We start from the raw sequence: 13,714 nt of genomic DNA, 5'->3' as shown, positions 1-13,714 counted from the left end.
GGCCTGTTAATACCATCCCCTGGCCTGGGAGTGCCCCCAGGCTCCGCAAGGCGTGCCGTAGCGGCCCTTGATGTAGCCGAGTCCCCACTTGATCTGGGTGGCGGGGTTGGTCTGCCAGTCGGCGCCGGCGCTGGCCATCTTGCTGCCGGGCAGCGACTGCGGGATGCCGTACGCGCCGGAGTAGCGGTTCATCGCCCGCTCGTTCCAGCCGCTCTCCTTCTGCCAGAGGCTCTCCAGGCAGCCCCACTGGTCGGCGCCGAAGCCGAAGGAGCCGAGCATCTCCTTGGCGACGGCCTTGTTGGAGCCGGGCGAGGGGGTGCTGCCGGGCGGGAAGTTGGCGGGCGGGAAGCCGTCGCCGCCGGGCGCCTGCTTCTTGATGATGATGGTGTCGAGCGGGTCGTTGCCGGAGCGCCCCTTCTTCAGCTCCTCGGCCTTGTGCGCCTGGACGGCGGCGGCCTTGAGCTGGTCGGTCTCGGGGTCTCCGCTGGAGAAGTCGCCGGCGGCGAGGCGGGCGAGCTGGTCGAGGGTGGGGCCCTCGGTGGGGGGCCGGTTGGCGTTCTCGATGGCGCGGTGGACGACGAAACCACCGCCGCCGAACACGACCACGGCGGACAGGCCGATGATCATCACCCGCTTGGGGCTCAGCCGCGAACGCTTGCGTGCCGCGCGGGCGGCACGGCGCGTGGGGCGCTCGCTCAACTTCGGACCTGGGCTCACGGCTCATGAGCTTGCCCTGTCTCAGGGGGTGGTCCGCAACCGAAACGGGTATTTCGCTTGGCACTCCCTTGGCTAACCAGCAGGTAAGGCCGTCATGTGATTTTGGTCACATCGGTGGCGCAGTCGATCAGGTACGCTCGGACGCGCAGAACGCCGGTCCACAAGCAGTTGCACATGGTGTACGCGGAACGTCACATTTTCGTCACAGAACGCGGGCATACCCGACATAGCACAATAATGTGGTCGTGGCTGGCATTCTCCTCGTAGAAGACGACCCCTCTGTCCGCACGGCGCTCGAACTGGCGCTGTCGCGCCAGGGGCACTCCGTCACCTCTTACACCACGGGCGAGGAAGCCCTCGACCACATCAGGGCGCGCCGCCCCGAGATAGCCATCCTCGACGTCATGCTCCCCGGCATCGACGGTGTCGAGGTGTGCCGGCGCATCCGCAAGCTCGACCAGCTCCCGGTGATCCTGCTCACCGCGCGCGGCGACGACCTGGACATCGTGGTCGGCCTGGAGGCGGGCGCCGACGACTACGTGGTCAAGCCGGTCGAGCCGCGGGTCCTGGACGCCCGCATCAGGGCCATCCTGCGGCGGGCCGAGTCCGCCGCCTCCGACCGCATCTCGTTCGGCGACCTGATGATCGACCGGGGCGCGCTCAAGGTGACGCTGGCGGGCAAGGAGATCCACCTGACGCCCACCGAGCTGCGCCTGCTGCTGGAGCTGGTCCGCCACCCCGGCCAGGTGCTCAACCGGCGCTACCTGCTGCGCTCGGTCTGGGACCACACACACGTCGCCGACTCCCGGCTGGTCGACGCCTGCGTGCAGCGGATCCGCGCGAAGATCGAGCCGAGGCCCGCCGAGCCCGTGTTCATCCACACCGTGCGCGGCTTCGGCTACCGGTTCAGCCCGCCGTCATGATCAAGTGATCAGGCTTCCCGTCGGGTTCCGCACCCGGCTCGTCATCTTCTTCACGCTCGTGGCCATGACCGCCTCCGTCCTGGTGGCCACGATCGGGTTCGAGCTCGCCAAGTCGGCGCTGGTCAAGCGGGCCGAGGACACCGCCGTGGACCTCGTGACCAGAGAGCTGAACCGGATCACCTTCCCCATAGGGAAGCTCAGGCAGGGCGAGGCCGCGCCCAGCATCAGGGAGCTGGCCGAGCTCGCCGACGCGCTGGACGGCCCTGGGCGCAGCGTCGTCATCGAGTACGGCGACCTGCTGCACGCCGAGGGCCCGATGACGCTCGACGACGTGCCCAACGAGCTGCACGGCCGGGCCAAGCGGCACGTCGTCACCCAGCGCAAGACGGTCCGCGACGAGCTCTGGCTGATCGTCGGCTCGGCCGTCTACCGCGACAACGGCCAGGAGCCGGAGGCCACCGGCCTGCGCGCGTTCGTCTTCTACCCGATGCGCGACGAGCAGAGCCAGCTCGCCAACCTGCGCACCACCATGGCCCAGGGCGGCGTGGCGATCGTGCTCATCGCCCTGGTCGTGGCGCTGGTGTCGGCCCGGCAGGTGCTCCGGCCCGTCCGGCGGCTCAGCGCGGCCGCCCAGGCGCTCGGCCAGGGACGCCTCGACACCCGTCTGCCCGTGCACGGCCAGGACGAGCTGGCCGAGCTGACCGCCCGCTTCAACGACGCCGCAGCGGCGCTGGAGCTGAGCGTGTCGGAGCTGCGCTCGCTGGAGGCCATGTCGCGCCGGTTCGTCGCCGACGTCTCGCACGAGCTGCGCACCCCGCTCACCGCGATGACCGCCGTCGCCGACATGCTGTACGAGGAGGCGAACCGGCTGCCGGAGGCCCCGGCGGAGGCCGTACGCCTGGTCCTGCACGAGATCGAGCGGCTGCGCGAGCTGGTCGAGCACCTCATCGAGGTGAGCCGCTTCGACGCGGGCACCGCGACACTCAGCCTGGAGCAGGTGAACGTGGCCGATACGATCCAGGACTGCCTGGAGGTGCGCGGCTGGACCGAGCAGGTGCGGGTCAACGCCTCCCGCAGCCTGGTCGTCAACCTGGACCCGAGCCGGTTCGACGTCATCGTGGCCAACCTGGTCGGCAACGCGCTCAAGCACGGCGGCCCGCCGGTGCTGGTCAGCGCCCGGGCCACCGAGAACGGTCTGGAGGTGAAGGTGCGCGATCACGGCAAGGGCATCCCTCCCGAGGCGATGCCGCACGTCTTCGACCGCTTCTTCAAGGCGGGCGCGGGCCGCACCCGCAGCCAGGGCAGCGGCCTGGGCCTGGCCATCGCGCGCGCCAACGTGCACCTGCACGGCGGCACGATCTCCGTACGCGCGCAGAACCCCGGCACCCTCTTCACGGTCTGGCTCCCGCACGCATGAGGCCCCTACGCGCGTTCCTGGCCGTCGCGGCGCTGCTGTCCGGCGTCGCCTGCGGCATCATGCCCACCGACGTGATCGAGCGGGCCCCGGCGCCCGTCATCGAGATCCCGCCCCCGTCCAAGACCATCTACCTGCTGAAGAACGGCGCGCTGACGATGGAGCCCGCCAACGTGAGCTCGGCGTCGGTCGAGAGCCTGCTGCGCGCCCTCTTCGCCGCCTCCACCCAGCCGCTCGGCGAGCTGGACACCGCCCTGCGCGGCTACGTCTTCGAGGGCATCGACGACTCGCTCAACCCGATACGGCGCGACGAGGTCAAGCTGCCCAGGACCTCCACGCTGACCGTGTACGTGCGCGGGCCGGGCCGGCTGAGCAAGATCGCGATGGCGCAGATCGTCTGCACCGCCCAGCAGGACGTGACCATCGAGGAGGTGAAGATCGTGCAGAGGTACGGAGACCGCGCCCCGGTCACGAGGCGCGGTCTCACCTGCGGTCAGCTCAAGTGAGCTAGAGGGTGATGTCCTCCAGCATCTCCGTCACCAGCGCGGCGATCGGCGAGCGCTCCGACCTGGTCAGCGTGACGTGCGCGAAGAGCGGGTGGCCCTTGAGCTTCTCCACCACCGCCACCACGCCGTCGTGCCGCCCGACGCGCAGGTTGTCGCGCTGGGCGATGTCGTGGGTGAGCACCACGCGGGAGTTGGCGCCGATGCGGCTGAGCACGGTCAGCAGCACGCCGCGCTCCAGCGACTGGGCCTCGTCCACGATCACGAACGCGTCGTGCAGCGACCGCCCGCGGATGTGCGTGAGCGGCAGCACCTCCAGCATCCCGCGGTCGAGCACCTCCTCGATCACCTCGGGCGAGGTGACGGCGCTCATCGTGTCGAAGACCGCCTGGGCCCAGGGGCCCATCTTCTCGCCCTCGGTGCCCGGCAGGTAGCCCAGCTCCTGGCCGCCGACCGCGTACAGCGGCCGGAAGACGACCACCTTGCGGTGCTGGCGGCGCTCCAGCACGGCCTCCAGGCCCGCGCAGAGCGCCAGCGCCGACTTGCCGGTGCCGGCCCGGCCGCCCAGCGAGACGATGCCGATCTCCGGGTCCATCAGCAGGTCCAGCGCGATGCGCTGCTCGGCGGAGCGGCCGTGCAGGCCGAACACCTCGCGGTCGCCCCGGACCAGCCGCACCGACTTGTCGGGCTGGACCCGGCCCAGCGCCGAGCCCTTGGCCGACAGCAGCCGCAGGCCGGTGTGCGTGGGCAGCTCTCTGGCCTCCTCCAGGTCGGCCGTGCCGGACTCGAAGAGCGACTCGACGTCCTCGGCCGTCACCTGCATCTCGGCCATCCCCGTCCAGCCGGACTCGACGACCAGCCCGGCGCGGTACTCCTCGGCCACCAGGCCGATCGAGGCCGCCTTGACCCGCATCGGCAGGTCCTTGGAGACGAGCACGACGTCCCGGCCCTCGGCGGCCAGCGAGCGGGCCACGGTGAGGATGCGGGTGTCGTTGTCGCCCAGGCGGAAACCGACGGGCAGGATGGATGGGTCGCTGTGATTGAGCTCTACCCTGATCGTGCCTTCCCCCGTGGGCATCGGCTCGTCCAGCCGGCCGTGCCGGACGCGCAGCTCATCCAGGTAACGCAGGGCTTCCCTGGCGAAGTAGCCCAGCTCCGGGTGATGCCGCTTTCCCTCAAGCTCCGTGATGACGACGATCGGCAGGACGACGTCGTGCTCCGCGAAGCGGGTCATCGCCGCCGGGTCGGCCAGCAGGACCGAGGTGTCCAGCACATAGGTGCGCTTGGCGGGGTGGGTCGTAGGGTTGCTCGAGGACACTGCCACACGTTCTCCCCCGGGCGCCCGTGCGGGCGGGCACCCTGCAGACGAGGCGGGAATCGGACCGGACCCGTGTCCCCGACAAGCCGTCGGCGCCGGATTCCGGCCCCCTCGGCTCGTAGTGACGCAAAGGCGGGCCCTTTCCGGAATGTCCGGCCTTCGACCGGACATATCCAACGTTACGTCCTGAATTCCAGGATGTCCCGTCAGGAACCGTAACGCCGGTTTCTCGCGGCGTAATCCCGCAGGGCTCGCAGGAAGTCCACCCTGCGGAAATCCGGCCAGTAGGCCTCGTGGAAGTAGAACTCGGAATGAGCGCTCTGCCACAGCATGAAGCCCGACAGGCGCTGCTCACCCGAGGTACGTATGAGCAGATCCGGGTCGGGCTGACCGCGAGTGTAGAGATGCTCCGCGATGTGTTCGACATCGAGACCCTCCACGAGGTCCTCGATGCTCGCACCCTTGCTCGCCTGCTCCTGCAGGAGTGAGCGCACCGCATCGGCAATCTCACGCCTTCCTCCATACCCAACTGCAACGTTCACAATCAGGCCGGGACGGTGCGATGTGGCTTCTTTTGCGTCCTTCAGGACATTGGCCGTGCGGTCCGGCAGCAGATCCAGGGCCCCCACGGGGATGATCCGCCAGCCCTGCCCGACCAGCTCCTGGACGACGTCCTCGATGATGCGCAGCAGCGGCTCCAGCTCGTGCGGCGGCCGGTTGAGGTTGTCGTTGGACAGCATCCAGACGGTGACGACCTCGACGCCGGTCTCGCGACACCAGGTGAGCAGCTCGGAAATCTTGTCAGCGCCCTTGCGATGCCCTTTGGCCACGTCGGTCATGCCCATGGCGCGCGCCCACCGGCGGTTGCCGTCGATGATCACCCCGACGTGCCGGGGAATGCTGTCCTTGGACAGCTTGGCCTCCAGCCGGCGCTCGTACAGCCGGTAGACCAGGTCGCGCAGGTGCACGGAAGTCCCTCCCCAGCGCTGCCATATCTCGGTCGAAAGACCTGACAGGCCATTATCACCGCGTTTCGACGGTGCCCGTGCCGTGAACACCGATCTTGCCCGGGTCCGCGGCCTCAAGACAGCTCTCGGCCTCGTCCACGAGCGCGCGCACGAACCCCGCGAGCTCGCCGGAGGTCAGGATCGCGCGCGTCCCCGGGCCGCCCGCTCCCCACGCCTCGACGTAGGCCCTGCGGGTCACCAGCCACCGCCGGCGGCGCGTCCAGATCGGGATGGTACGCAGCGAACAGCGCAGTTCGCCGCCCCCGGCGCCGTCCCTTCTGCCGCGGTCCCGGAACGAGAACAGCTCGTGCCCGTCACCCTCCCCGGGGAAACGGTCGTCCGGGTCCGGCCACCGGGACGCCTGGCCCGGATCGCGGCGGGCCGCCTCCACCCGGCCCGCCAGGCGCTCCAGCCACCACGCGCACCGCTCTCCGACAGCCCCGTACGGGACGCCGTCGCAGCACAGCTCCAGCGTGACCTCGTACGGCCTGCCCGCGCTGTCTCTGCAGGCCACCGGTGTCACGTTGAGATAGGAGCCGTCGGCGCAGCGTAGTCCTGCCACGCCGGAGTCCCTTCCCTCACTCCGGCCCGCGAATCTCCTCGCCGAGGCCGTACACGCGGGTGGCGGTGCCGCCGAAGACGTGCTCGGCGCCGGCGCCGCCGAGCAGCGCCCGCGTCACCCGGAAGACCGTCGCGTAATCGGCCGCGAGCAGCGCGACCGGCCAGTCGCTGCCGAACATCAGCCGCTCCGGGCCGAACCGCTCCGCCGCGTACTCCACGTACGGGCGCAGGTCCTCCACCGTCCACCGCTCGTGGTCGGCCTCGGTGACCAGGCCCGACACCTTGGCATGGACATTCGGGTACGAAGCGGCGGCGGCGATCCCGGTGGCCCACGGCTCCCACTCCCCGTCCTTGATCCGCGGCTTCGACAGGTGGTCGACCACCAGCTTCAGCCCGGGATGGCGCTCGGCCACGGTGACCACGTGCTCCAGGTGGCGGGGCAGCAGCGACACCACGTCGAACGTGAGCCCGGCCGCCGCCAGCAGGCCCAGCGACTCCAGCACCCCGTCGCGCACCAGCCAGTCGGGGTCGGGCTCCTCGTGGATCAGGTGGCGGACCCCGACGAACTTGGGATGCCGCCGGTAACGGTCGAGGGCCGTGGCCGCCTCGCCCGGGTCGGTCAGGTCCACCCATCCGACCACTCCGGCGATGAACGGGTGCGCGTCGGCGTGCGCGAGCATCGCGTCGGTCTCGTCATAGGAGTCGGCCGCCTGCACCAGCACCGTCCGGTCCACCCCTGTGGATCGCAGCTCGGGGGCCAGATCCTCTGGCGCGTAGGTGCGGTAGAGCACGCCGTTATCGGAGGTCAGCCACGGGTACCCGACGGTTTCGAGGTTCCAGAAGTGCTGGTGCGCGTCGACAATCACGAGCAGAACATAGGATGTCTGCGGTTCCAGGGCAAGGGTGCTCAGCCCCCGCCTCCCCCGCAGCCGCCGCAGCCCGCGCTCCCGCCGCCGTCACCTCCGCCGGAGTCGCCGCCGGAGTCATGGCCGGAGCCGAAGTCGCCGCCGGACACCCGCCCGCCGTCGATGCCGCCCCCGCAGGCCACCCCTCCGCAAGCCGCCGCTCCGTCCTGCCTCTTGGCGAGCTCCTCCCTGACCACGGCGTCGTCCACCGCCGACAGCCCGAACACCGCCACCGGAGCGAAAGCTAGAGCCGGGACGCCCTGCCCGGCGTAGGTCTCCTGGGCCGCCCGCAGCTGCTCGCGGCCCGCGTAGGTGAGCAGGTGCTCCGCCGCCGCCCGCTTGCGGCGATGCAGCCGGTGCCACCTGACTCCCTGCACGGTGAGCACCGCCGCCCCGCCGAACAGCACGAACGCCGCGTCCGCCGACACCCGCCCGGCCACCGGCACGATCGCCAGCCCCGCGACTGCCGCAGAGCCCCACGCCAGGCGCGACCAGCGCAGGAGGTCGCCGAGGAGCCTGCGAACCCGGGTCAGCCCGTCGTCCCCCGCCAGCAGGCCCATCTCCACGAGCCGGCGCCGCACCGCCTCCACCTCGGGACCGGGGGAGACCTCCCGCCGCACCTCCGCGACGCTGCGCTGCCCGCCGTGCCGCTCCACGGTGTAGAGCAGCTCCCGCTCGACCTTGTCGCGGGGCCGTCCCGCGCCTGCCACCCGGTGCAGCGTCCCGCCCCTGGACAGGCGGAGGCGGCCCTCGCTCACCAGCGCGGCCAGGCCGGTGTTCACCACCCGTATCGGCCCGCCCGCCGGGTAGGCCAGCTCGTAGGTGCCCAGCTCGTCCCGGCCGTCCAGGACGCCGCCCCGCATCTCCCGGTAGGCGTCGTCGAGCTCGGCCACCGTGCCGGTCACCTGGATCTCCAGGAAGACGGCGACACCCACGACGAGAAGTAACGCGATCATGAATGCCATGCCGGGCCTCCATCGGAAGAAGTAGCTCGTACGTACCCGTTTCAGGTCAGCGGCGCAGCAGCCGTGACCACCAGGGTCTGCGGCGCGCGGCCGGAAGCCTGCCCTGCCGCCGGAGCCACTCGGCGAAGTCGTCGGCGTCGGCGCGGTACCCGGACGGCGGCTCGGCCCGCTCCGCCGCGTAGGCGGCGAACAGCACCGCCAGCTCCTCTCCCGCCGCCGCGGCCACCTCCGGCCGCGACCTCGCCACCACACTCCGCCGCTTGGCGACCAGGCTCCGCGCCTGCACCCGCAGCCGCCCGGCGTCGAACCCCTCGGGCACCCCTCCCCCGCCCACCAGAGCAGCCACCACCGCCCCCTGCCGCTCCCCCAGCCTCCGCCGTGCCTCCCCAGCCGTGCGGCCTCCGTCATCCAGCTGGTGCCCACTCATGAGGACCCCCTCATCCCGCCTCGCCCCAAAGAGGGCCCGTCGTCCACCTCTCCGCCCACGCAGACCCCACTTCCTGCCCCCGCCCCCACCTCGGTCATGAGCACCGCCTCGCCCCAAGAGGGGCCCGTCGTCCGCCTTTCCGCTCACGAGGGTCATGAGGACCGCCTTATCGCCGCGGCTATCCGGGACAGCTCCGTCTCGAGGGCGGCGTCGCTCGGGTAGGCGTCGTCCCATTCCAGGAGGACGCCCGGCGGGGTGGTGCGGGCGCAGAGCTCGGTGAGGATGTCCAGGACGGCGTCGGGGACCGGGGCGGTGTGGGTGTCGTGCCAGAGACCGCCGTGCTCCTCGCCGCCCGCGACGTGGACGTACGCGAGCTTCGACAGCGGCAGCCGGTCCAGCGCCTCGACGGCGGACAGGCCCAGGTTGACCTGGTTGGTGTAGAGGTTGGCCACGTCGACGAGGAGGAGCACGCCGGTACGTTCGACCAGTTCGGCGAGGAACTGGGCGTCGGTCAGCTCGTCGTCGGGCCAGCCGAACAGGGCGGCGACGTTCTCCAGGGCGAGCGGGACCGGCAGGGCGTCCTGGGCGCGGCGCACGTTCTCGGTGACGACGTCCAATGCTTCCCGGGTGCGCGGGACGGGCAGCAGGTGCCCGGCCTCGACGCCGCCCGCTCTGACGAACGCCAGGTGCTCGCTGACCAGCGGCGAGCCGAGCGCCCGCGCGCAGTCCGCGAGGTGGGCCAGCCGGGCCGGGGAGAGCGGGTCGGCGCCGCCGACGCCGAGGCTCACGCCGTGGGGCACCACGGGGACGCCCCGCGCGCGCAGCACCCGCAGCGACTCGGGGAGCCGGGCCGGTCTGATGTGCTCGGCGACGACCTCCACGAAGTCCACGCCGGGCAGCCGCTCAACGGTGAGGTCGATCTCGGCCCGCCAGCCGATCCCCAGCCCGCGAAGTTCCATGAGAACTCCTCCCGTGTACCAGGTAGACGGATACAGGCGGGCAGCAGTTCCCGGGTATGAGAAGGCCGGCCGTCACGGATACAGGCGGGCAGGAGTTCCCGGGCATGAGAAGGCCGGCCGTCACGGGGACGGCCGGCGCACCGTGTGGCTCAGCCGAGCCGGTCGATCAGCGCCCGGTGCTCCTCCCACAGCTCCTTGGGCAGGTGGGAGCCGAACTTCTCGAAGTGGGCCGGGATGAGCGCGGCCTCCTCCCGCCAGGCGTCGCGGTCGACGGTGAGCAGGGTGCGCAGGTCCTCCTCCGGCAGGTCGAGCCCTTCGGTGTCGAGCGTCTCGGGCAGCAGCCCGATCGGCGTCGGGACGGCCTCGGCCTCGCCGTTGAGGCGGTCGACGATCCACTTGAGCACGCGGCTGTTCTCGCCGAAGCCGGGCCAGATGAACCGGCCGTCCGCGTCCTTGCGGAACCAGTTCACGTAGTAGATGCGCGGCAGCACAGCGCCTTCGCGCCGCCCGATCCTCAGCCAGTGGCCGAAGTAGTCGCCCATGTTGTAGCCGCAGAACGGCAGCATGGCGAACGGGTCGTGGCGCAGCTCGCCGACCTTGCCTTCGGCGGCGGCGGTCTTCTCGGAGGCGACGTTGGCTCCGAGGAAGACGCCGTGCTGCCAGCTCAGCGACTCGGTGACCAGCGGTACCGCGGTGGCGCGGCGGCCGCCGAACAGAATCGCCGAGATCGGTACGCCCTTGGGGTCCTGCCATTCCGGGGCGATGGTGGGGCACTGGGAGGCCGGGGTGGTGAAGCGGGCGTTCGGGTGGGCCGCCGGCTCGTCGCTGTCCGGGGTCCAGGGCCGGCCCTTCCAGTCGGTCAGGTGGGCGGGCGGCTCCTCGGTGAGCCCTTCCCACCAGACGTCGCCGTCGTCGGTGAGGGCGACGTTGGTGAAGATGCTGTTGCCCCAGAGCGTCTTCACCGCGTTGGCGTTGGTGACCTCGCCGGTGCCCGGCGCGACGCCGAAGAACCCGGCCTCGGGGTTGATGGCGTAGAGCCGGCCGTCGTCGCCGAAGCGCATCCAGGCGATGTCGTCGCCGATGGTCTCCACCTTCCAGCCGGGGATGGTGGGCTGCAGCATGGCCAGGTTGGTCTTGCCGCAGGCGCTCGGGAAGGCGGCCGCGATGTAGCGGGCCTCGCCCGAGGGCGGGGTCAGCTTGAGGATGAGCATGTGCTCGGCCAGCCAGCCCTCGTCGCGGGCCATGACGCTGGCGATGCGCAGCGCGTAGCACTTCTTGCCGAGCAGCGCGTTGCCGCCGTAGCCGGAGCCGTACGACCAGATCTCGCGGGTCTCCGGGAAGTGGCTGATGTACTTGGTGGAGTTGCACGGCCAGGGCACGTCCCGCTGGCCGGGGGCCAGCGGCGCGCCGACGCTGTGGACGGCCTTGACGAAGCCGCCGCGCTCCTCGATGAGGCGCAGCGCCCGCTCTCCCATCCGGGTCATGATCCGCATGGACACGGCGACGTACGGCGAGTCGGTGATCTCGACGCCGACCTGGGAGATCTCGCTGCCGAGCGGCCCCATGCAGAACGGCACCACGTACATGGTGCGGCCGCGCATGCAGCCCTTGAAGAGTTCGGCGAAGGTCGCGCGCATCTCGTCGGGCGCGATCCAGTTGTTGGTGGGTCCGGCGTCCTCCTGACGTTCCGAGCAGATGAACGTGCGGTCCTCGACCCGGGCGACGTCGCTCGGGTCGGAGGCCGCGTAGAAGCTGTTGGGCCGCTTCGCGAGGCGGGTGAACGTGCCCTGCTCGACCAGAAGGTTGGTCAGGCGCGTCCATTCGGCCTCGGAACCGTCACACCATTCGATTCGGTCCGGTTGGGTAAGCGCGGCTATCTGATTGACCCAGGCGACCAATTCGGCATTCCTGGTCGGCGCAGGGACTTCCACGGTCACGGACACGACTCGGCTCCTCCACTCTCACCGGGCCCGCTCATCATTCATGCGACGACACGGGAAAGCCAATTGGCGTAGACCTTTCGGCCTCGCGACGTCGCCGCAGGCAGCGGCCCTGACGATTTGGGGGACCCTACCCACCGGAACCGGGTCTAAAAAAAACTCCGCAGCGCACTGGTATATACCACCGGCGCTGGTCTAAACCAATTCCGGAATTGGTTCAGTCCATTCTCCGGGAATTCGCGTCGGGGCCCGCGGCACGTACCCGGTCGACATGTCGCAGCGCATCGCGCAGGTCGGCCAGCCAGGTGTCGGTGTTCTTGCCGACGAGCCGGACGCACCAGGCGAGTGCGTCGCTGCGGCTGCGGGCCACGCCTGCCGCCACCAGAGTGTCGAGGACCTGACGCTCGGCCTGGCGCAGCCTCGTCATGACGGGCACCGAGAGTGTGGTGAACATCACAGTCTCGCCGCCGCAGGTCACGCCCCAGGAGACCTTCTGGCGGAACCTCCGCTCGGCCTCCTTGGCGATCTCGATGCGGCGCTCCCTGGTCTCCTCACGGAAGCGCCCGATGAGGCCGTCGACGAGCGCGGCCCGCTCGGCCTCGTCGACGTCGCCGGGCGGGTCGGGCAGGGTGCCGAGCACCGCGATCTCCTCGCGGTCCCTGACGATCTCGGGCGCGCCGGTGAACCAGCCTTCAGGGAGCCGCCCGGTGAACCATCCGCGTATCTGCGCGATGTCGTCTTCGCTTGCCATGTAATCACCATTACACAGCTGACGCCGAAAAGACATGACCGATGCGGCCTCTCGGGGCCTGTGCGGACGTTTCAGCGGACCCGGGCCGCGACCTGCGGGCTGACCCGGACGACGCCGGCCAGGTTGCGGGTGCTGACGGGCACGATCTTCACCACGTCGCCGGTGCGCGGCGCGTGCAGCATCTTCCCGTCGCCCCAGTAGATCCCCACGTGCGAGATGTAGCCGGGGTTGGTGGGGTCGTGCCGCCAGAACAGCAGGTCGCCCGGGTGCGCCTGCGAGAGCGGCACCTGCGGGCCGGTGACCCACTGCTGGTGCGTCACCCGGGGCATCTTGACCCCGGCCTGGGCGAAGGCCCACTGGACCAGCCCGGAGCAGTCGAAGCTGTCAGGCCCTTCGGCTCCCCACACGTACGGTCTGCCGAGCTTGGAGGCGGCGGCGCGCAGCGCCGCGGTGAGCTGCTCGCCCGTCATGAACGCGCCAGTCGGCCAGTCGCGGGCCTTGACCTGCGGCTGCGGCCGCACGGGGTTGACCAGGGCCGCCTGGGTGCCTTTGGGCAGCAGCTTGAGCACCTTGTCGCGGAGCCGGGCCGAGTCGGCCTTGGGGGCGCTGATGATCAGCGCGTTGTCGCGGGGCAGGCCGAGGTCGCGGCCGGTCTCCTTGGACACGACCGCGTCGACGGCGCCGAAGCCGGTGGTGGCGTAGGCGCCGACGCGGATCGGCCCCGCCGGGCCGCTGACCTTGCGGTGCAGGCTGAGCCCGCCGTCGTTGCCGAGCACGAACGAGACCGCGACGTCGCCGGCGGCGACGTTGTTCCAGAGCGGGTCGGACGTGGCCGTCACCTTGGGGGTGAAGGCGCGGAAGGTGGACGGCTCGACGGCCAGCGTCTGCACCCGTTTGCCGTCGAGGGTGACGCTGGCGGCGTCGGCCAGCTCCAGCGCGCGCACCCCGGACAGGCGGGCGATCTTCTGTAACTGCTTCTGCGTGAACGGCTTGCGGGTCACCACGAACACGTGCGGCTTGTGGAGCTTGCCGAGGGGCGCCACCGGCCGCACGGTCCTGCTGTCGGCCATCAGGCTCTGCCGGGGCGTCTGGCGCACCCGTACGGGCTCGGCGGCCGGCTCGGAGGGCCGGTTGGCCTCGGTGAGCAGCAGCACGTCGGCGGTGAGCACCGCGACGAGGGTCACCACGATGAACGGGATCAGGCGGCGGTGGTCGCGGCGCCGGCCGGACCTCAGCAGGAAGCCGAGATCCCGGCCGATGCCGGAACCACCGCGCATGAAATCAGCCGGGCCTTTCGAGGCCCGGCGGCTCCGTTCAGGGTGCA

14 protein-coding genes are annotated in these 13,714 nt (G+C 70.8%); 3 read left to right on the top strand and 11 right to left on the bottom strand.

Annotated elements, in window-relative coordinates; translation table 11 throughout:
* Positions 1–6 precede the first annotated feature (6 nt).
* On the bottom strand, positions 7–699 hold the full coding sequence (locus AB0J42_RS18385) for a lytic transglycosylase domain-containing protein (RefSeq protein ID WP_364295684.1): 693 nt from the start codon (positions 697–699) through the stop codon (positions 7–9).
* Between the two features lie 263 nt (positions 700–962).
* Between AB0J42_RS18385 and AB0J42_RS18380 the strand changes: the two genes are divergently transcribed.
* The 3 genes from AB0J42_RS18380 to AB0J42_RS18370 are packed head-to-tail and all read left to right on the top strand — an operon-like array spanning position 963 to position 3,560.
* A complete protein-coding gene (locus AB0J42_RS18380) occupies positions 963–1,640 on the top strand; it encodes a response regulator transcription factor (protein ID WP_364295681.1) in 678 nt (225 codons plus the stop codon).
* 4 nt (positions 1,641–1,644) lie between these two features.
* Positions 1,645–3,057 (top strand): HAMP domain-containing sensor histidine kinase, encoded by a 1,413-nt coding sequence (locus AB0J42_RS18375; protein ID WP_364295678.1) that lies wholly within the window; start codon positions 1,645–1,647, stop codon positions 3,055–3,057.
* The gene (locus AB0J42_RS18370) at positions 3,054–3,560 is read left to right on the top strand and encodes a hypothetical protein (protein ID WP_364295675.1); all 507 of its coding nucleotides are present in this window, start codon (positions 3,054–3,056) and stop codon (positions 3,558–3,560) included. The genes AB0J42_RS18375 and AB0J42_RS18370 overlap by 4 nt, the downstream gene beginning before the upstream one ends.
* Position 3,561: 1 nt before the next feature.
* On the opposite strand, the gene AB0J42_RS18365 is transcribed toward AB0J42_RS18370, so the two are convergent.
* The 10 genes from AB0J42_RS18365 to AB0J42_RS18320 all read right to left on the bottom strand — a co-directional run bounded on the left by AB0J42_RS18365 (position 3,562) and on the right by AB0J42_RS18320 (position 13,667).
* The gene (locus tag AB0J42_RS18365; RefSeq protein WP_364295672.1) at positions 3,562–4,881 is read right to left on the bottom strand and encodes a PhoH family protein; all 1,320 of its coding nucleotides are present in this window, start codon (positions 4,879–4,881) and stop codon (positions 3,562–3,564) included.
* 200 nt (positions 4,882–5,081) lie between these two features.
* Positions 5,082–5,843: an isoprenyl transferase gene (locus AB0J42_RS18360; RefSeq protein ID WP_364295669.1), complete on the bottom strand. Its 762-nt coding sequence runs from the start codon at positions 5,841–5,843 to the stop codon at positions 5,082–5,084.
* Positions 5,844–5,898: 55 nt separating this feature from the next.
* Complete coding sequence (locus AB0J42_RS18355) at positions 5,899–6,444, bottom strand: hypothetical protein (RefSeq protein WP_364295666.1); 546 nt, start codon at positions 6,442–6,444, stop codon at positions 5,899–5,901.
* A 16-nt stretch (positions 6,445–6,460) separates the two neighbouring features.
* Positions 6,461–7,309, bottom strand: coding sequence for an amidohydrolase family protein (locus AB0J42_RS18350; protein WP_364295663.1), 849 nt, complete (start codon positions 7,307–7,309; stop codon positions 6,461–6,463).
* A 41-nt stretch (positions 7,310–7,350) separates the two neighbouring features.
* Entirely contained in the window at positions 7,351–8,313 is a 963-nt protein-coding gene (locus tag AB0J42_RS18345; RefSeq protein WP_364295660.1) for a TIGR04222 domain-containing membrane protein, read from the bottom strand.
* Positions 8,314–8,359: 46 nt separating this feature from the next.
* A complete protein-coding gene (locus tag AB0J42_RS18340; protein ID WP_364295657.1) occupies positions 8,360–8,740 on the bottom strand; it encodes a hypothetical protein in 381 nt (126 codons plus the stop codon).
* 152 nt (positions 8,741–8,892) lie between these two features.
* Positions 8,893–9,699 carry a DUF692 domain-containing protein gene (locus tag AB0J42_RS18335; RefSeq protein WP_364295654.1) on the bottom strand — a complete coding sequence of 269 codons (807 nt, stop codon included), beginning with the start codon at positions 9,697–9,699 and terminating at the stop codon, positions 8,893–8,895.
* Positions 9,700–9,848: 149 nt separating this feature from the next.
* Positions 9,849–11,636, bottom strand: a complete 1,788-nt coding sequence (locus tag AB0J42_RS18330) for a phosphoenolpyruvate carboxykinase (GTP) (protein WP_364295804.1) — start codon at positions 11,634–11,636, stop codon at positions 9,849–9,851.
* 220 nt (positions 11,637–11,856) lie between these two features.
* Positions 11,857–12,390: a hypothetical protein gene (locus AB0J42_RS18325; RefSeq protein ID WP_364295651.1), complete on the bottom strand. Its 534-nt coding sequence runs from the start codon at positions 12,388–12,390 to the stop codon at positions 11,857–11,859.
* Between the two features lie 71 nt (positions 12,391–12,461).
* Positions 12,462–13,667 carry a C40 family peptidase gene (locus AB0J42_RS18320; protein ID WP_364295648.1) on the bottom strand — a complete coding sequence of 402 codons (1,206 nt, stop codon included), beginning with the start codon at positions 13,665–13,667 and terminating at the stop codon, positions 12,462–12,464.
* Positions 13,668–13,714: the final 47 nt, after the last annotated feature.

The sequence above is a fragment of the Nonomuraea sp. NPDC049649 genome, assembly GCF_040675175.1.
GTDB lineage: Bacteria > Actinomycetota > Actinomycetes > Streptosporangiales > Streptosporangiaceae > Nonomuraea.
Note: the sequence above shows the minus strand (reverse complement) of the source record. Positions and strands in the feature narration are given on the sequence as shown.